This window comes from Paraburkholderia sediminicola, assembly GCF_046026675.1.
GTDB classification, from domain to species: Bacteria; Pseudomonadota; Gammaproteobacteria; order Burkholderiales; family Burkholderiaceae; genus Paraburkholderia; species Paraburkholderia sediminicola_F.
The window spans coordinates 2,036,960-2,054,359 of the sequence record NZ_JAQQEY010000002.1 but is presented as its reverse complement, the minus strand read 5'-3'; the positions used below and the strand labels follow the sequence as shown (position 1 = coordinate 2,054,359).

The 17,400-nt window shown below is 62.0% G+C and carries 14 protein-coding genes; 8 read left to right on the top strand and 6 right to left on the bottom strand.

Translation table 11 applies throughout. From position 1 onward, the window contains the following. Positions 1 to 5: 5 nt before the first annotated feature. Positions 6 to 464 (bottom strand): response regulator, encoded by a 459-nt coding sequence (locus PQQ86_RS28865; RefSeq protein ID WP_408274773.1) that lies wholly within the window; start codon positions 462 to 464, stop codon positions 6 to 8. Between the two features lie 577 nt (positions 465 to 1,041). On the opposite strand from PQQ86_RS28865, the gene PQQ86_RS28860 reads away from it, so the two are divergent. The 3 genes from PQQ86_RS28860 to zapE all read left to right on the top strand — a co-directional run bounded on the left by PQQ86_RS28860 (position 1,042) and on the right by zapE (position 5,662). After that, a complete protein-coding gene (locus tag PQQ86_RS28860; protein WP_408274769.1) occupies positions 1,042 to 1,944 on the top strand; it encodes a YihY/virulence factor BrkB family protein in 903 nt (300 codons plus the stop codon). A gap of 261 nt (positions 1,945 to 2,205) precedes the next feature. Then, positions 2,206 to 4,527, top strand: a complete 2,322-nt coding sequence (locus PQQ86_RS28855) for a hybrid sensor histidine kinase/response regulator (protein WP_408274765.1) — start codon at positions 2,206 to 2,208, stop codon at positions 4,525 to 4,527. Positions 4,528 to 4,546: 19 nt separating this feature from the next. Further along, positions 4,547 to 5,662, top strand: coding sequence for a cell division protein ZapE (gene zapE / locus PQQ86_RS28850; protein ID WP_408274763.1), 1,116 nt, complete (start codon positions 4,547 to 4,549; stop codon positions 5,660 to 5,662). Positions 5,663 to 5,694: 32 nt separating this feature from the next. On the opposite strand, the gene tkt is transcribed toward zapE, so the two are convergent. The 3 genes from tkt to PQQ86_RS28835 all read right to left on the bottom strand — a co-directional run bounded on the left by tkt (position 5,695) and on the right by PQQ86_RS28835 (position 9,627). Beyond that, positions 5,695 to 7,779 carry a transketolase gene (gene tkt, locus PQQ86_RS28845; RefSeq protein WP_408274760.1) on the bottom strand — a complete coding sequence of 695 codons (2,085 nt, stop codon included), beginning with the start codon at positions 7,777 to 7,779 and terminating at the stop codon, positions 5,695 to 5,697. 229 nt (positions 7,780 to 8,008) lie between these two features. Further along, complete coding sequence (locus PQQ86_RS28840) at positions 8,009 to 8,254, bottom strand: DUF6723 family protein (protein WP_093644253.1); 246 nt, start codon at positions 8,252 to 8,254, stop codon at positions 8,009 to 8,011. Positions 8,255 to 8,520: 266 nt separating this feature from the next. Then, positions 8,521 to 9,627: a porin gene (locus PQQ86_RS28835; RefSeq protein WP_408279386.1), complete on the bottom strand. Its 1,107-nt coding sequence runs from the start codon at positions 9,625 to 9,627 to the stop codon at positions 8,521 to 8,523. 285 nt (positions 9,628 to 9,912) lie between these two features. Here PQQ86_RS28835 and PQQ86_RS28830 point away from each other — a divergent pair, with 285 nt between their 5' ends. Together PQQ86_RS28830 and PQQ86_RS28825 are read left to right on the top strand one after the other, a co-directional pair. After that, complete coding sequence (locus tag PQQ86_RS28830) at positions 9,913 to 11,139, top strand: AAA family ATPase (protein WP_408274754.1); 1,227 nt, start codon at positions 9,913 to 9,915, stop codon at positions 11,137 to 11,139. 38 nt (positions 11,140 to 11,177) lie between these two features. After that, positions 11,178 to 12,929 (top strand): cobaltochelatase CobT-related protein, encoded by a 1,752-nt coding sequence (locus PQQ86_RS28825; RefSeq protein WP_408274752.1) that lies wholly within the window; start codon positions 11,178 to 11,180, stop codon positions 12,927 to 12,929. Positions 12,930 to 12,934: 5 nt separating this feature from the next. On the opposite strand, the gene PQQ86_RS28820 is transcribed toward PQQ86_RS28825, so the two are convergent. Together PQQ86_RS28820 and PQQ86_RS28815 are read right to left on the bottom strand one after the other, a co-directional pair. Next, entirely contained in the window at positions 12,935 to 13,768 is an 834-nt protein-coding gene (locus tag PQQ86_RS28820) for a class II glutamine amidotransferase (RefSeq protein WP_408274749.1), read from the bottom strand. 85 nt (positions 13,769 to 13,853) lie between these two features. Then, on the bottom strand, positions 13,854 to 14,531 hold the full coding sequence (locus PQQ86_RS28815; RefSeq protein ID WP_408274747.1) for a MarC family protein: 678 nt from the start codon (positions 14,529 to 14,531) through the stop codon (positions 13,854 to 13,856). A gap of 347 nt (positions 14,532 to 14,878) precedes the next feature. On the opposite strand from PQQ86_RS28815, the gene PQQ86_RS28810 reads away from it, so the two are divergent. The 3 genes from PQQ86_RS28810 to PQQ86_RS28800 all read left to right on the top strand — a co-directional run bounded on the left by PQQ86_RS28810 (position 14,879) and on the right by PQQ86_RS28800 (position 17,345). Beyond that, on the top strand, positions 14,879 to 15,094 hold the full coding sequence (locus PQQ86_RS28810) for a DUF3311 domain-containing protein (RefSeq protein ID WP_408274744.1): 216 nt from the start codon (positions 14,879 to 14,881) through the stop codon (positions 15,092 to 15,094). Continuing rightward, positions 15,091 to 16,563: a sodium:solute symporter family protein gene (locus PQQ86_RS28805; protein ID WP_408274741.1), complete on the top strand. Its 1,473-nt coding sequence runs from the start codon at positions 15,091 to 15,093 to the stop codon at positions 16,561 to 16,563. Before PQQ86_RS28810 ends, PQQ86_RS28805 begins: the two co-directional genes overlap by 4 nt. A 134-nt stretch (positions 16,564 to 16,697) precedes the next feature. Next, on the top strand, positions 16,698 to 17,345 hold the full coding sequence (locus tag PQQ86_RS28800) for a glutathione S-transferase family protein (protein ID WP_408274738.1): 648 nt from the start codon (positions 16,698 to 16,700) through the stop codon (positions 17,343 to 17,345). Positions 17,346 to 17,400: the final 55 nt, after the last annotated feature.

Below are 17,400 nucleotides of genomic sequence, written 5' to 3'. Positions count from 1 at the left end.
CGGCTTTACTGTGGTCCCACAGTATGCAACGCTGCGGCCGACTCGAGCACGCGCAAGAGCCGCTCCGGTGTCAGGGGTTTGGCACAATGCGCGTCGAAACCGGCGGCCTTGGCGCGCACCTTGTCTTCGCGCGAGGCAAAAGCCGTACAGGCCACCAGCAGCATGTCCGAAGTCAATGGGTCGGCCCGCAGGCGGCGAGCCAGCTCAAGACCGTCGAGGCCGGGCATCTTGATGTCGAGCAGAACGGCAAACGGCTGCCACTCACAGGCCATGCCGCAAACAGCGAGCGGATCGCACAGCGCGCGGCACTCAAAGCCGTCGGCGTTCAGCAGCATCTGCAAAGCTTCGGCCGCTTCGCGGTAATCGTCGACCACGAGCACGCGACGGTTTGATGCCATCGCATACTGAATAGTCCGCCAAACCACGACGTCATCGTTCTCGTCCATTCTGTCGTCGAACGTCACCCTGGTCTCCCTGGCTACTTTCTGGTGCCACTTCCGGGCATCGAGGAACATGCGAGCAAGATTCGCTCCCATCGCGCGGCGGAGGCTTATCGCGCGCCAGGCATTCGCTTCGGTTTCGCCACGCCGCGTCCGATCCGCCGCTGCACACGCGCTACCCCCTCACCATAGCGCACTGCGCAGACTCCCGCTTCCTGATTTATGCTGTCTTGACGCCTCCCGACACATCGTGCGCAAGCACGGGATATTGCGTTGAAATACGGATGAAACGCACTTCCGCCGTGCATGCTGCCCTTGCTGCGTGCATTGCGCATAGCTTCGTATTCACCTCGACATCATCGGCTCGTTGTATACGAATGAATATAGTCACGGCGAGTTGGGGAAAACACGCAAACCTCAGTTGAAGAAAACGCGAAATTTTGTCGGAAGACGGCGTCGCATCGATGAACCCTGCCCGCGGGTTATCCCGCACGGTCGGCGGGGGTGGCTGCGTTCTTGCTACGAATTTACGGTAAGTGCTGAAACGGACTGCTTTCCGGCAGGCCCGCGGCAGGCCCAATGACGCACACCGTGAGGAGCCATGCCAACCATCCTCGATGAGCATGCGCTGTATGTCGCGAAACATCCCGGCACCTTTGTGCTGCAAACGTTGAAAGCTTTCCGCGCGAACCAGGGTTTGCTGCTCGCGGGGGCGGTCGCTTATTACGCGTTGTTGTCGATTGTGCCGCTGATGATTCTCATCGTGATCGTGTTGTCACGGCTCGTGCCGCAGCACGTTCTGCTGGCAGCGCTGGCTCATCTGTTGCAGTGGCTGGTGCCGGGGCAATCCACCGCGCTGGTACGCGAACTGGCCAATTTTCTGGCGCATCGTGCGGCGATCGGCTGGGTTCTGTTGTTGACGATGATCTTTTTCAGCTCGCTCGCATTCACAGTGCTCGAGAACGCGATGTCGTTGATTTTTGTGCACCGGGTGGTGGTTCGGCGCCGGCACTTTTTGCTCTCTGCGCTGCTGCCGTATTGCTACATCCTCTTTCTCGGCATTGGATTGTTGATCGTGACGTTTGTGTCGAGTGGCCTGGAGGCCGTCGGGACCGAAGGTGTCGAACTATTTGGCCTGCATGTTTCATTGCAGGGATTGTCGCGCGTGGTGTTGTATCTGCTTGGCCTCGCGGGCGAGATTTTTGTGTTGACATCGATTTATATGGTCATGCCCGTTGGGCGCCCTTCCCTCAAGCACGCGCTGTTCGGCGGAATCGTTGCCGCCGTGCTGTGGGAGATCACGCGGCATGTGCTGGTCTGGTATTTTGCAACGCTGTCGCAGGTCAGTGTGGTGTATGGTTCGCTGACCATGGCGATCGTGATCCTGTTCAGCCTGGAGTGGCTCGCTACCTTGCTTCTGTTCGGCGCGCAGGTGATTTCGCAATACGAACGATTCGGGCTCGATCCGGCTGAAGCGCCGCCGCAGGAAATCAAAACGGCATGAGAGATAGCGCATCTTTGCAGTTGCACATCACGCACGGCCTCACGGCAAGACTGCGGTAACATTGCCCCATTACATGCCGGGCCTGGCGTATCCGCTGCTTAGGCCCGCAGGCATCAGGACTCGGTAATGAGCATCAGCAAGCGCAATAACGTGAAAATTTCCGGTGCCGGCCAACGGACCATGGTGCTGGCGCACGGCTTTCTCCCAGCGCGAGCGCAGCGGCCATGCGCGCCTTCCTTGAGCCGATGAGTCTGTAAGACAATGCAAAGCACGGACCGTCCGCTGCCGTCTGCCGATGTATTGTTCGAGCACGCCGCCTGCGGCCTGCTCGTGACCGACGCCGATGGCTGCATCCTGCGCGTGAACGCGACCTTCTGCGGTTGGCTCGGCTATCAGGCGGTTGAACTCGCCACCACGAAGCGCATTCAGGACCTTCTGACCACCGGCGGCAAAGTGTTCTACCAGACGCACTGGGCGCCGCTTCTGCAGATGCAAGGCTCGGTGGCCGAGGTCAAACTGAACATGATGCATCGCGACGGCCACGTGGTGCCGATGCTGCTCAATGCCGTACGCCGTCGTCATGGCGAAGTCAGCTATGTCGAAGTGGCGGTGCTGATCGTCGCGGATCGCCACAAGTACGAGCAGGAATTGCTGCTCGCGCGCCGCAATGCGGAAGCGTCCGTCGCCGCACATCAACTCGCGCAGAAAGAGCTGCGGGAAAGCCGTGATGTGCTGAGCCTTGCCATGCGCGGTGCGCGTATGGGTGCGTGGTCGCACGAGCCGAAGTCGGACGAGTTCTGGTGGAGCCGCGAGCTCGAAGCGCTGGCGGGCTACGCCGAGGGACGGTTTGCGAAAATACCGGGCGGTTTTTTCGAGCTGATTCATCCTGGCGACCTGATTGCGCTCAACGAGGCAGTCGATCATGCGGTGAAAAGCGGTGACGACTACGTCGCCGAATTCCGCTTCCTGCATGCAAGCGGCGACTGGTGCTGGATGGAAGGCCGCGGCCGTGCCACTTATAACACCCACGGCGAGCCGCTGATGATCTATGGTCTCGGTATCGACGTCACCGAGCGCAAGGAAGCACAGACCGTGCTGCTGCGCCAGGCGGCGATTTTCGAGCATCTGAGCGACGCGATCGTGATCACCGACCTCAGGGGGAACATCACCGACTTCAACGTCGGCGGAGAACGCATGCTGGGTTATCGCATGCGCGAGATTCTCGGCAAGCCGATCTCGATGTTCCATCCGCCGGAAGATGCGCTACGCATCCGGCGAGAAGCGTTCGCCGGCCTCGCTGCAGACGGCACGTGGCGCAGCGAACTGACCTTCGTGCGACGCGACGGCTCGCGTGGCGTGTGCGAAACGGTGGTCAAACCGCTGGCAAACGCGCGCGGTGACATCTATGGCGCAGTCAGCGTGAGTCGCGACATCACCGGGCGCAGACGTGCCGAGCAGCAATTGCAGCGTCTGAATCTGGAGCTCTCAAAAGCCGATCGCCGCAAGGACGAATTTCTCGCCACGCTCGCCCATGAGCTGCGCAATCCGCTCGCGCCGATGCGCAACGTACTCGAAATCCTACGTCTGAAGGAATTCGCCGACCCGCAATTGAGCTGGTCTCGCGACGTGTTCGACCGGCAATTGCAACACATGACGCATCTGGTCGACGACCTGCTGGAAGTGTCGCGCATCACGCAGGGCAAGCTCGAATTGCGCAAGCAGCGGCTCGAACTCGCGCGTGCGATGCAATCCGCCATGGAAGCCGCGCGGCCCACCGTGCAGGCGTCGGCGCACCATCTGAGTGTGACGTTGCCGCGCGAACCGCTCTATCTCGACGCCGATCCCACACGCCTGTCGCAGATGATCCTGAACCTGCTGAACAACGCGGCCAAGTACACGCCGCCCGGCGGCAGCATCTCGCTCGCCGCGGAGCGCGAAGGCGATGAAGCTGTGATCGTCGTACGTGATTCCGGCATCGGCATTCCGCGCGAGCATCTGGACAGCGTGTTCGAAATGTTCTCGCAACTCGCCCCGGCGCTGGAGCGCTCGCAAGGCGGTCTCGGTATCGGTCTCGCGCTGGTGCGCGGCCTCGCCGAACTGCACGGCGGCACGGTCGCCGCATTCAGCCACGGTCCAGGCAGCGGCAGCGAGTTCGTGATCCGTCTGCCCGTATCGAAAGCGACCCCGCAGCAGTCGGAGAATGCGCCGGTCGAGATGCCACGCACGGCGGGTTTGCGCGTGGTGATCGTCGACGACAATGCGGACGCCGCCGATAGTCTCGCCATGGTGCTCGAACTCGAAGGCCACGAGGTTCGCACAGCCGGCGACGGCATCGCCGGGCTGGAACTGATCGGCGAATTCGCGCCGCAGGCAGTGATTCTCGATATCGGCTTGCCGCGCCTGAACGGCTATGAATTGGCGCGGCGCATTCGCCACGAGCATCATGACGCCGGCATTCTGCTGATCGCCGTTACCGGCTGGGGTCAGCAGCAAGACAAACAGACGGCTGAAGAAGCGGGCTTCGACCATCATTTCACCAAGCCTGTCGATCCGCGGGAATTACAGCGCGTATTGAACCGCTAACGGACGAAAACTTCAGCCTATGCTCGATGATCAGGTAATCAGTGCCCTCGCCGCGCACGACATCGTTCCCGATGCCACCCAACGCGATGCCATCGCGGCGCTCGTCACGTTGCTGGGCGCGAACGGAACAAGCGGATCAGCCGCGCGCCGCGCCAAGTCCGGTATCACGCCGGCGCATCAGGGCGTCTATTGCCACGGCTTGCCCGGTCGCGGCAAAAGCCTGGTGGTCGATACGGTATTCGAGCTGGCAAGCTGCCGGAAGCGGCGCCTGCATTTCCACGAATTTCTGCGCGAGATGAACCGGCGCCTGGTGAATGAGCCGCGCGGCGACGACCGGCTGGGGTCGGTCTCGCGACAATGGCTCGACGGCGTGGAGCTGCTGTGCTTCGACGAATTTCACGTGCACGATATTGCCGACGCGTTCCTGATGGGCCGGTTTCTCGATACCGCGATCGGTTTGGGTACGCGCGTTGTGCTGACCTCGAACTACGCGCCGGACGCGCTGCTGTCCGACCCGGAGTTTCACGAGCGCTTTCTGCCGACGATCGAACAGATCAAACGCTGCTTCGCGGTGATTCACTTCGACGGCGCACGCGATTACCGTTTCGGCGGCGAAGAAGCCGCGCTGTCGCATTTTTTTGCGCCGCTTGACGCGGCAACCAGCGACGCACTCCTGCAGATTTTCGAGCGCTATGAAGGCAATGAGACGCTGGAGCCTGCCACCGTCAGCGCGGCAGGCCGACCGCTCGCCGCATGCGCCGCGGGTGCCGCTTTGCTATGGGCGGACTTCGAAAACCTGTGCGTGGCGAGCCGTTCTCACCTGGATTACCTGGACCTCGCGGAGCATTGGCACGGCCTGATTCTCGACCAGGTGCACACTGAGTGGCTTGCCCAAACGCATACGCTGCAACGGCTCATATGGCTTGTCGATATCTTCTACGACCGCAAATGCGCGCTGTTCATCGCGTCCGATCGGCCGATCGAGGCGGCGTTGAGTGGACTCGAAGGCGCGCACGATCTGTCGAGAACGCTCAGCAGGCTCGCCGAAATGCAATCGCGCAGCTATCGCAGCACGCTTGACGGCACTGCCGGCAGGACTGGGACTGCTGCAGCGCAGACGGTCGCCCAGCCGTGACAACGGCGTGAACGACCGTCTGTAGACGCACCCTACGCCTTGCCGCTCTTCCCCTTCACCCGCGCAATCTGCTGCTTCGCCGCGTCATACACATGGTCGGGCGTGAAGCCGAACTTCTTCTTCAGATCGGCGAGCGGCGCGGACGCGCCGAACGTATGCATCACCACCTGCGCGCCGAGCCGACCGACATAGCGGTCCCAACCCAGCGTTCCCGCCTGCTCGACGGCTACGCGCGCATCCACATCGGGCGGCAGCACAGCGTCCTGATAAGCCTCGTCCTGTAGCTCGAAGAGGTCCCACGACGGCATCGACACCACCCGCGCCGCGATCCCCTCACTCTTGAGCTTCTCGTAGACGTCGGCACATAGCGACAATTCGCTACCTGTAGCGAGCAGAATCACTTCAGGCTTCTGCCCGTCAGGCGCATCGGCGAGCACATAAGCGCCCTTCTGCACACCTTTCGCCGACGCATAGCGCGTGCGGTCCAGGGTCGGCAACGCCTGACGCGACACGACGATGCACGACGGCCGCCGCGGATGCGACATCGCCACGCGCCACGCTTCGGCGACCTCATTCGCATCGCCCGGACGCAGCACGGTCAGTCCCGGCACACCACGCAACGAAGCCAACTGCTCAATCGGCTGATGGGTCGGACCATCCTCGCCGACGCCGATCGAATCGTGCGTGAACACGTAGATCGACGGCACCTCCATGATTGCGGAAAGACGAATCGGCGGCTTCATGTAGTCGCTGAAAATCAGGAAGGTCGAACCGAACGGCCGCATGTTCGACAACGCGAGCCCGTTCACGGCTGCGCCCATGCCGTGCTCGCGAATCCCGAAGTGCAGGTTGCACCCGCCATAGTTGTCGGATTCGAAACTGCCCGCGCCTTCGAATTTCAGATTCGTCTTGGTGGACGGCGCGAGATCGGCCGCACCGCCGATCATCCAGGGCACGCGAGCGGCAATTGCGTTGAGTACCTTGCCTGAGGAGTCGCGCGAGGCGATGCCCTTCGGATCGGCATCGAACGTGGGGATGTCGCTGTCCCAGCCCTCCGGCAATTCGTGCGCTTCCATCTGCGCGAATTCGCGTGCCAGTTCCGGGTATTGCTTGTTGTACGCGTCGTACTTCGCCTGCCATGCCTCGCGCGCCGCCTTGCCGCGCGCGCCGATACCCTGTGCGAAGCGTTCATGCACGCCGTCCGGCACGTAGAAGAACTTGTCTTCAGGCCAGCCATAGAACTTCTTGGTCAGCGCCACTTCTTCGACACCAAGCGCCTCGCCATGCGCTGCGGACGTGTCCTGCTTGTGCGGTGCGCCCCAGCCGATGATGCTATGGACCACGATCAGCGTCGGCCTGTCGGTGATGCTTTTCGCTTCGACAAATGCGGCTTCGAGCGCCGCGGCGTCGTTGGCATCGTTCACATGCAGCGTGTGCCAGTTGTAGCCACGGAAACGGCTCTCCACGTCGTCGCTATAAGCGAGGTCGGTGTGGCCCTCAATGGTGACGCGGTTGCTGTCGTAGATCCAGATCAGATTCGAGAGCTTCAGATGCCCTGCGAGCGACGCCGCTTCGTGCGAGATGCCTTCCATCATGTCGCCGTCGCCGCATAACGCGTAGACGCGGTAATCGAACAGCGGCGCATCGGGCTTGTTGAAGTGGCTTTCGTGCCAGCGTGCCGCCATCGCCATGCCGACGCTATTGCCCAGCCCCTGGCCGAGCGGACCGGTGGTCGTCTCCACGCCAGTGGTCATACGATATTCGGGGTGGCCAGGCGTCTTGCTGTCGAGCTGGCGGAAATGTTCGATGTCGTCGAGCGAGACGGCGGGCGAACCAGTCGGCTTGCCGTCGTGGTCCACCGCCTTGACGTTCGCCAGATGCAGCAGCGAGTACAACAGCATCGACGCGTGCCCGACCGAAAGCACGAAGCGGTCGCGATTCGCCCACAGCGGCTCGTCCGGATCATAAACAAGGTGGTTTTGCCACAGATGGTAGGCGACCGGCGCCAAAGCCATTGGCGTGCCGGGGTGACCGGAATTGGCCTTTTGCACAGCGTCCATCGATAGCGTGCGAATCGTGTTGATGCACAACTGATCGAGGGCGGGATCGTTTTGCATGGGGACACTCCTTGTTCGGCGGTTGGAGACATCGCCGGGACGCGTATTGAAACGGCGTGGTCGGCGACCGGTGTTCGTCTGGAAGAACGTGGAAGAACGCTTGAGGACCACAAGGCTCATCGATGATGCGCCGATGTGCGTAAATCTGCACGGCGCGTTACATCCTGTGCAGCGTTGTGCCGAGATTGGAGATCGTTCTTTCAAAAAGCTTGCGATTTTACCTGGCGCGTTACTTCTCGGGGGCCGCGCGGTCGGCGGCCACGATCTCGCGGCCGTAGTCGATCGCCGCACGGCGCGCCTCGTCGGCGGTCGCGTACGGGCCAATCTCCGGTGCGCCATCGAATGGAAACAGAATCCGCCTGTCGGCTTTTCTGACGACCTTCAATCCACCTATGTAACGGCCGTCGCCTGTTCCGTGATAGCTGGCGTAAATCTCGAAGTCGTCGTCCACAACGTCGGCCTTATGTCGCGCCATGTTTATATCCCTTATCCCTGCACCGTTGGGCTGGTGCGTCAATTCCAATGGCAGCAAGCTGCGTACCGGCGTTCAGCAATACCTGTTCCACCCGAAACGGATTGGCTAAGCGCGAAATTGGGAGGGGGAGTAAAACTGCGCGCACTGGATATCCGATGAACTCGGTTCCAGTGCGCCTGGGCAAATAGACATGCGGTCGTTGTCGCCGCAACGGGTTGGGCGGCCGTCGTATGGACGGCTGTTACGAAGGTGCCGCTAAAGCCAGATTAAAACTGATGCAGCATCCCGACATACGCGCCGGTTTGCGATTCGCCGGCGAGTGGACTCGTGTTATTGGTGGCATCGCGCGGCGACGCTTCAAGCGAAAAATTCGAGTTGCTGCCGTTATGCACGTAGCCAACCGTGCCGTACACGAAGGTCCGCTTCGAGAGGTTGTAGGTGGTGCCGAGCACGTACATCATCGCGTGGCCGGACGGATCGTGCGCGGCATCGCTGCCGCCGTCGCCGACCTTGATGTAATAGCCGCCCGCCGTCACCGCCCAGCGCGACTGGATGTTGTACGTCGCGCCGAGCCAGTAGTGATCGGCACTGTCGGCCACGCCCACCGGTGAATCCGGCGCCGAGTAATGCGTATACGCGCCCTGGATCTTCCACGCGTCGAAATGCACATTTGCACCGGCGAAATATTCTCGCGAAGCCTGGAAGATGTTGGTGAAGCGGCCGTTGCTGTCACGCAGTTCGTCGTAGATGCCACGCACGTCGAAGAGCGGCGAGTGATACGTCAGCATGATGCCGTCGGAGCGGCCAAACTCGCCTGATGCACCGCTGTTGAACGCGCCCGCCTGATTGCCGAAGGCGTATTGCGCCTGCACGTCGAAACCCCAGAACACCGGGCTGTGATACTCGACGTTGTTGCTGGTCTGCTGCCAGTTGCGTCCGCGCACGAGCGATGCCGACGAAAACGCCTGCTGCACGAACGGGTCGAATTCCCACACGCCGTCGCTATCGATAAACAGATTGCGCCCGGCCTGCAGCGTGCCCCACTGGTCGCTCTTCAGGCCGACGAAGGCACGCCGTGACCACAACCGTCCGCCACCGGTGGTGCCGTTCATGATTTGCAGACCGGTTTCGAGGTTGAAGATCGCATTCAGCCCGCCACCCAGATCTTCATTGCCTTTGAGGCCCAGCATGCTGGTGCCCCAATCGCCGCCTTCAGCACTCCAACGGGTCGAACTGCCGCCCGCGCCATTATTGATGTGATTCAGGTATTCCACGCCGCCGTCGAGACGGCCATATAGCGACACGCTGGTTTGACCATATGCCAGCGGACTGATCACCGCCAGGGCGGCCACTAATTTTGTATGTAGTCTCATCATTGTTTTGCCGTGAGTTTCTTCTGTCGAGAATAGAATGTTGTAAAACTACACGTTTCGCGCACGAACTATAGGTGATCGGTGCTTGCTGGCCTATCCGTTTGACGCAATAAACTTTTGCGGACTGCGCGCCCGGCTTTGAAATTCCGCAGTGGAATGGGCGTGCCTCAAAAGAAGTCCCCATCGGTGAGATCGAAAGGTACTCACGATAAGATAGTCGGTCATTCGGCATCAGCCAAATAGAAACGCACTGATCGTTTGCCCATTCATCCTTTGCCACTCGCCATGAACGTGCCTGAACTGACCGAAGACGAAAACCTTGGCCTTTACCAACGTGCAACGGAGAACGGCTCGGAATGGTGGCGCGTCAGCGTGGCGGACCGCCCGGAAAACTATCGGCTCGAGCATGGCGTCGATGTCGGCAACGGCACCGGATCGGTCGATATGGATCTGGTGGTCGATGGGGAAAACCTGCGCGCGAAGCTGAAGAAGTGGCGCCGCGAAGGCTTTGCGATCGATACGCCCGATGCCGCGGACGAAGCGGGCGCGGCAGAACGGGTGGCCTTCATGCCGGAGTTGCAGCGCGTCGCGGCGCTGGCCTCGGCGGCGAAGCGCCATTCACACGTAGAGGGCGCGGGCGAAACGGTGCGCATCGGTCGTGTCGACGTGCCCTGCGGCGTCGACAATCCGCTCGTGCCGCGCGTCAATCCGGCCTATCTGTTTTCCGAGCGCTTTAACGACATCGTTGAAGATATCGTGGAGAACCGGCGCGTCATGCTGATCGGCCACACCGGCGCCGGCAAGACCAGCCTGATCGAACAGGTCGCCGCGCGCTCGCATCACGGCGTGTTGCGCTCTAACATGAACGGGCAAACCACCGTTGGCGATTTTGTCGGTTTCTGGACGGTCAAGGGCGGCGAGACGATCTGGGTGGACGGCGTGCTGCCCACGGCGATGCGCGAGGGCCTTTGGCTGATCGTCGATGAAATCGATTTCGCCGAACCGTCGATTCTCGCCGCCCTCACCGCCGTGCTCGAACCGCACGGCCGCCTCGTGCTGAAAGAAAAAGGCAACGAGATCGTCGCGCCGCATCCTGCGTTCCGGCTGTTCGCTACGGCCAATGCGGTCGGCGCGATGAGCCAGTTCCGTCATCTGTATCAGGGCGCGAATCTGATGAACGAGGCCTTTCTCGACCGCTGGCGCGTCTATATGCTGGACTATCTGACGCCTGCCGAAGAAGCCGATGTGCTGATGCGCACCCTCGCGCCGCATATGACACGCGCGCTCGCCACCACCCTCGCCGCGATTGCCGCCGACTGCCGCGCGGCGTTCGCCCGCGAAGACCTGTCGAGCGCATTCTCCACACGGCGCCTGCTCGACTGGGCCGAGCTGATGCTGCGCACCGGCGACCCCGAACGCGCCGCCGGTCCGGCGATCTATGCGAAGGTCAGTCCCGAAGACGCGGCGCTCATTCGCGGCATCATTCGCCATCACATTGCGCCGGCCGCCTGACGCTAAGTGACCACAACACGCTGACGACGACACGCACCATGAACGCCATGCACGCAATGCGCGACACGCGAGGCTTCGCGTTTGAATCGACGCTCAGCAAAGTGGCGCGCGTGCTGACCGGGCAATACGGCGTGACGGTCGCCTTCAGTCCGGATGGGCCGCGTGTGGAACCCGGCCGCATCGTGATTCCCGACTACGAGTTGAGCAACGGCGTCGAGCGCGACGTGCTGATCGGCTATCTGGATCTGCTGGTGGCACGCGCCAAACATTCGTCGCTCGCGCAGATGGACGTGCTGCCGCCGGGCGTAGCGGCGAATCTCGCGCAAGTGATCGAGGACCGCCGCGTTTGCGCTCAACTGCTCGACGAGTATCCGGGCGCGCGCTGGTTCATCGGCAAACTGCGTGTGCATGCCGCCGAGCAGGCGCGGCAGCACTGGCCGAAGCTGCATTGGCGTGACCGGTTGGTCTGGCTGGTGGAGCGCGCGCTGTGGGACGAACAGCCGACTCGAACCGAAGCGAGCCATTCCCTGCTGGCCGCGCTGCACGCCACACAGGATCTGCTGGACGAATCGCGCAGAAGCCGTTCGACCGCGCAAAGCATCGCGGCAGCGCAGGCCCTGGTGGCGCGCGTGCGGGCTTTGTCGGCGGGCGATGTCAACAGCATGGTGTTCACCGCGGATCCGGTTGAAGACATCGACACGGAAACCGCCGCGTCTTCTTCAGCGCCACTCAACGATGACGACACGGCGCTGCCCGACCAGGACAACGCGGCCTCACCGCCGTCCGATAAAAGCGGTGGCGCGCAAGCGGAAAAAGCGGTGGGCATGGGCCAATCGCTAGCCGATGCACAGCAGCCGTCGGCACGTTCCGAAGGGCAAGGCGGTACTGCATCAGACACCACTCGCGCGCGGCTGTCGATTCCGCTCGCCACCGAATTCGACGAGGTCACCGACGTCACCGGTCAAGGCGACAGCGCGACATGGCGCGAGCTTCGCGCGCAGGCCCGAGCGGACACCGCGCCGCTCAAGGAGAAACTGGAACGTGCGCTGAGCGCCGACGAACGCACCCGTTGGCGCCGCGAACAGGAACGCGGCGAGATCGACCGCACCGCGCTGGCCAAACTGGCGACCTCGCCCGGTTACCGCACGCCGTTTCGCACGCAGCGGGCAGCCAAAGGGCGCGACGTCGCCGTGAGCTTGCTGATCGATCGCAGCGGTTCGATGGCCGGGCGCAAGATCGAGCTCGCGCGCCTGTGCGCGACCGCGCTGTGCGATGCGCTGACACAGTTGTCGTTCGACTGCGAAGTGCTCGGTTATTGCTCGCTCGAGTCCGCGCCGATGAAGCAACTGTATGAGCGGCAACTCGCGGCCGGCGCGGATTTGCAGCGTTATAACCGCTTTGTCGAGCGACTCGATCTGAAAGTCTACAAACGCTTTGGCGCGATCGATCCCAGCGGGATCGCCACGATCGATTGCGGCCACGAGAATCCGGATGGCGAAGCGCTCGCCTGGGCCGCGACGCGGCTCGCGGATCATCAAGCCGGGCGGCGCATCCTGATCGTGTTCTCCGACGGCTATCCGTCGACCGGCGACGGCGATCCACAGGTATTGCGCCACGATCTGCGCGAACGCGTCGCGGCGATCCAGAAGCGCGGCATCGAACTACTGGGGATCGGCGTGCTGACCGATGCGGTCGAGGACTTCTATCCGCACAACGTGGTGGTGAGCCGCCTTGCCGAATTGCCGTCGACGGTCTTCTCGGTGTTGAGTTCGATGCTGCTGACGCGCTAACGCGCCTACGCCAGTTGCGGCTTGAACGGATACTGATCGATCTCCCCGCCCCGCGCGACCACGGCTGTGCTCTCCGGAATCTCCTCCCACCAGCCCGGCAAATCCGACAGCGGCTCCGACAAGACCAGGAAGGCGTCTTCGCCCGCTGTCGCGATGCGCGGGTCGTCCGGATACAGATCGTGCAGATGCCGGAACGAGGTGCTATGGAAGAGCGAGCGCGACTGCGCTTCGCTCGAATAGCGAACTGCGACGATCTGCTCGCCGTCGGTGGCGCATAGGGTCATGTTCAGCGGCTCATCGACACCGTGTTTGCGCCCGATATCCTCGACAAAACCCACCATCCGCTCGAGCGCGGTAACCGGCGCGAGTTCGAGACCGAAGGTCAGCGCGAGAAAAAACAGCACCTCGGAATCCGTCGAACCTTCGATTGAAGGGAACAACCCGGGATCGATCGCCAGCATCAGATCGCGGCGTACCAGTGGAAAGTTACGCACCAGCCCGTTATGCATGAAGAGCCACCGCCCGTAACGGAACGGATGACAGTTGGTTTCCTGCGACGGCGTTCCGGTGGCCGCCCGGATGTGCGCGACGAACAGCGGCGCGCGGATCGCCCGCGCGGCCTCGCGCAGATTGCGGTCGCTCCACGCGGGCTGGATGCAGCGATAGCGAAACGGGATGTCGGTGGGATGACCGTACCAGCCGATGCCGAACCCGTCGCCGTTGGTGGTGGTCTGGCCGAGCCGCGAATGCAGGCTCTGGTCGATCAGGGAGTGTTTGGCGTTGAACAGCACCGTTTCGAGTTGCAGCGCGTTACCGGTATAAGCGAGCCAGCGGCACATGAGTTCCCCTCCGGTTGCGACGAAATGCGACGAGATATCTGACGAACCTCGCACAGCCTCGACCAGGCTCGCGTGCCGCCGACCGCTATTTGACCACGGGTTGCAACTGTGCAATCGGTATCAGGAACTCCGAAAAACCGGTCAGGATAATCTGCACGCCAATGCACAGTAGCAGGAACGACGAGACGCGCATCGCGACCTTGGTGCCGTCCGCGCCGAGATACTTGGCGAACACCACCGCCCGGCTGTAGATCAGATACACGGTGGCCGCCACCAGAAGCGAGATCACCACCGAGGCGATGCTCGACAGCACGAACGCCGAAAGCTTATGCGTGCGGTTCGCGGTCAGCGCGACCGCGGTGGCGATCGAACCTGGCCCGGTGGTGAGTGGAATGGTGAGTGGGAAGAACGCTTTCGACATGGCGTTATCCGCGTCCACGCGCTTGACCGCCGGCTGCTCGGCCGGTTGCGTGTCGGGCGCGTTGAGCATCTGCCAGCCGCCGACGGCGACCGCGAGGCCCCCGCCGATGCGCAATGCCTCCATGGAGATGCCGAAGAAATGGAGAATCGGGGTGCCGACAAAGAAGGCAACAAGCAACACGCACATGACGTTGAAGGCGATTTTCTTGGCGAGCGCCGTGCGGTCCTCCGTAGTAAGCGATGCTGTCCGGTCGAGAAAGACGAACGCCATGCCGATTGGGTTGATGATGCTGATCAGCCCGGTAAAGCCAAAGAGAATGTCCGAGATCAGACTTTCGACCATATGCGATCCGTTTCGGGCAGCGGCGCGGGCGGGCTGATCGACTGACTGCCCACCGGAGCGCCACGCCAGGTTGAAGTGCCGGACGCCTTCGGGCGGTCCAGATTGATGCTCGCGTTGCGTGGGTCAGATGATATCGCGGCGCGGCACGCAAATTGGCAAAAAACGGGGCGATACACACGGCGCGCGGCGCTGCACCGCAGCAGACGAGCGCCGAAAGGTGCGCGCACAACTTTCGGAAAGCCTACACTTTTTTGACTTACTTTACGTAACCAAAGCATCAGGCATACAGTCCCCAGCGAAGCCGCACTTTCAACGAGACGTACTTACCGGTTCGAGGAGCTGCCCCTATGTTGCTTCGTGTACTCGCCGCGCTGCCGTTCATCGGCATTCTGCTCGGCGTCCCGTTTGTGAATCGTGTCGAGCCGCTGGTGCTCGGCATGCCATTTGTGCTGGCCTGGATCGTCATGTGGGTCGTGCTGAGTTCGATCATTATGGCGATCATCTACCGTCTGGACCCCACCAACCGGCAGCTTGCCGCTGATGCCGAGGAGGTCCAATCATGAGCGCACTCGTCATCATTGCGGCCATTACGCTGTTTGCGCTGTACCTTGGCGTGCGCGCGCGGCGCGGCCACGACATGAGTCTCGAACAGTGGACCGTGGGTGGCCGCAGTTTCGGCACCGCGTTCGTGTTCCTGCTGATGGCGGGCGAAATCTATACCACCTTCACCTTCCTCGGCGGCAGCGGCTTTGCTTATGGCAAGGGCGCGCCGGTCTACTACATTCTTGCCTACGGCACACTGGCGTACATCCTCTCGTACTGGATGCTGCCGCCCATCTGGCGTTATGCGAAGAATCACCGTCTCGTCTCACAGCCGCACTTCTTCACGCGCAAGTACGACAGCCCGGCGCTCGGCACCCTCGTTGCACTGGTTGGCGTGGCCGCGCTGATCCCGTACCTCGTGCTGCAACTCAAGGGACTCGGCATCATCGTGGCGACTGCCTCGTATGGCGCGATTTCGTCGACGGCCGCCATCTGGATCGGCGCCGCGGTGGTGACGGCTTACGTGATCGTCTCGGGCGTGCGCGGCTCCGCGTGGAATTCGGTGGTGAAGGATCTGCTGATTCTGGCGATCGTGCTGTTCCTCGGCATTTATCTGCCGTTGCACTACTACGGCGGCTTCGGCGAGATGTTCCACGCCATCGACGCCGCGCGCCCGGGCTTCCTGACCTTCCCGGCGAAGGGTTCGAGCGTGACCTGGTTCCAGTCGACCGTGCTCCTGACCGCGTTGGGCTTCTTCATGTGGCCACATACGTTCGGGTCGATTTTTACGGCGAAGGACGAGCGTATTTTCCGCCGCAATGCGATGGTGCTGCCGCTATACCAGTTGATTCTGCTGTTCGTGTTCTTCGTGGGCTTTGCGGCGACGCTGAAGGTGCCGGGCCTGAAGGGCGGCGACATCGACCTGTCGCTGTTCCGTTTGTCCTTGCAGACTTTCGACCCATGGTTCGTCGGCGTGATCGGCGCGGCCGGGATTCTGACAGCGCTGGTGCCGGGCTCGATGATCCTGACATCGGCGTCCACACTGCTCGCCAACGACGTGTATCGCGGTATGGTGAGCCGCAATGCGTCGGACGCGACGGTGGCCAACCTCGCACGCCTCCTGGTGCCGGTGGTGGCGCTAGTGGCGGTGGGCTTTACGCTGCATGGCGGCGAGACGATCGTGGCGTTGCTGCTGATGGGCTACAGCTTCGTGACCCAGCTGTTTCCGGCGGTGATCTGCAGTTTGCTGCCGCACAACCGGGCGACCAAGTACGGCGCGTTTTGCGGGATTCTTGCAGGCGTCGCGGTCGTCACGGTGACGACGACCATGCATCTGAGTATCGGGCAGCTGATGCCGTTTTTACCTGATGCGCTGAAGGACATCAATATTGGCTTCCTGGCATTGGCCGTGAATGTGATTGTTTTTGCCCTGGTGAGCGCTGTGACGCAGCCTCGGTCAGTCGAGCAGACTCACGCGTCGGTCCATTGAGGGTTTCTTCGTATCTTTTTGTATAGCGGTTGAAGGGCTGGTCGCTTTAGGCACCAGCCCTTTTTTTCACGAATCGCGCTAGACTTCGCCCGAATTGAAGTCGATCGAATCGAATGAGTGTGCGGAGCGAATGAATGGGCTATCGTCTTTACTACTCGCCGGGCGCGGCAAGCATGGCCGTTCACTGGATGTTGATAGAAATGGGCATCCAGTTCGACGTCGATCTTGTCGACATCGACGCCGGCAATCAGCGAAACCCTGAATATCTGCGGCTGAACCCCGCAGGCCGTGTTCCCACACTAATGGTCGACGGAGCGCCGCGCCACGAGTCAGCCGCGTTGCTGATGCTGCTGGCCGAGCGGCATCCTGAAACCGCCCTCGCGCCCGCGCCGGGTTCCGCCGACCGGGCCGCGTGGCTGGAACTGACGATCTATCTGGCCAACACGCTGCTGCCCTCCATGCGCGACTGGTTTTACGCGGACGTCGACGGCGATCCGGCAGGCGCCGAAGCAGTCCGGGCGCTCGCACGGCGGCACATCGAAGAGGCCTGTGACCGGCTCGACACTGATCTCGCCGACGGACGTGACTATCTGGTCGGCGGCAAGCTCAGCACAGCCGATTTCCTCGCGGTCGTGGTGATGCGCTGGACGCGCCACATGCCGCGCCCCGCACTCGGCTGGCCACATCTCGCGCGCTATATCCGCGGACTCCGAGCTCTGCCCTCGTTCATCGAATTGAATGTGCGAGAGGGACTTACCGAATGGCGCAACCAGGATGATTGATGCGCGTGCAACTAATTTTCGCTCGTCGGCGGTTGGCGTGACCGCGTGGTTGTGA

Excerpts from the sequence above, each read along its gene's own strand:
- PQQ86_RS28835 (WP_408279386.1), bottom strand. The coding sequence starts at position 9,627 with ATGAGACTACATACAAAATTAGTGGCCGCCCTGGCGGTGATCAGTCCG.
- tkt (WP_408274760.1), bottom strand. The coding sequence starts at position 7,779 with ATGCAAAACGATCCCGCCCTCGATCAGTTGTGCATCAACACGATTCGC.
- PQQ86_RS28805 (WP_408274741.1), top strand. The coding sequence starts at position 15,091 with ATGAGCGCACTCGTCATCATTGCGGCCATTACGCTGTTTGCGCTGTAC.
- PQQ86_RS28800 (WP_408274738.1), top strand. The coding sequence starts at position 16,698 with ATGGGCTATCGTCTTTACTACTCGCCGGGCGCGGCAAGCATGGCCGTT.
- PQQ86_RS28860 (WP_408274769.1), top strand. The coding sequence starts at position 1,042 with ATGCCAACCATCCTCGATGAGCATGCGCTGTATGTCGCGAAACATCCC.
- PQQ86_RS28855 (WP_408274765.1), top strand. The coding sequence starts at position 2,206 with ATGCAAAGCACGGACCGTCCGCTGCCGTCTGCCGATGTATTGTTCGAG.
- PQQ86_RS28840 (WP_093644253.1), bottom strand. The coding sequence starts at position 8,254 with ATGGCGCGACATAAGGCCGACGTTGTGGACGACGACTTCGAGATTTAC.
- PQQ86_RS28815 (WP_408274747.1), bottom strand. The coding sequence starts at position 14,531 with ATGGTCGAAAGTCTGATCTCGGACATTCTCTTTGGCTTTACCGGGCTG.
- PQQ86_RS28830 (WP_408274754.1), top strand. The coding sequence starts at position 9,913 with ATGAACGTGCCTGAACTGACCGAAGACGAAAACCTTGGCCTTTACCAA.
- PQQ86_RS28820 (WP_408274749.1), bottom strand. The coding sequence starts at position 13,768 with ATGTGCCGCTGGCTCGCTTATACCGGTAACGCGCTGCAACTCGAAACG.
- PQQ86_RS28825 (WP_408274752.1), top strand. The coding sequence starts at position 11,178 with ATGAACGCCATGCACGCAATGCGCGACACGCGAGGCTTCGCGTTTGAA.
- PQQ86_RS28810 (WP_408274744.1), top strand. The coding sequence starts at position 14,879 with ATGTTGCTTCGTGTACTCGCCGCGCTGCCGTTCATCGGCATTCTGCTC.
- zapE (WP_408274763.1), top strand. The coding sequence starts at position 4,547 with ATGCTCGATGATCAGGTAATCAGTGCCCTCGCCGCGCACGACATCGTT.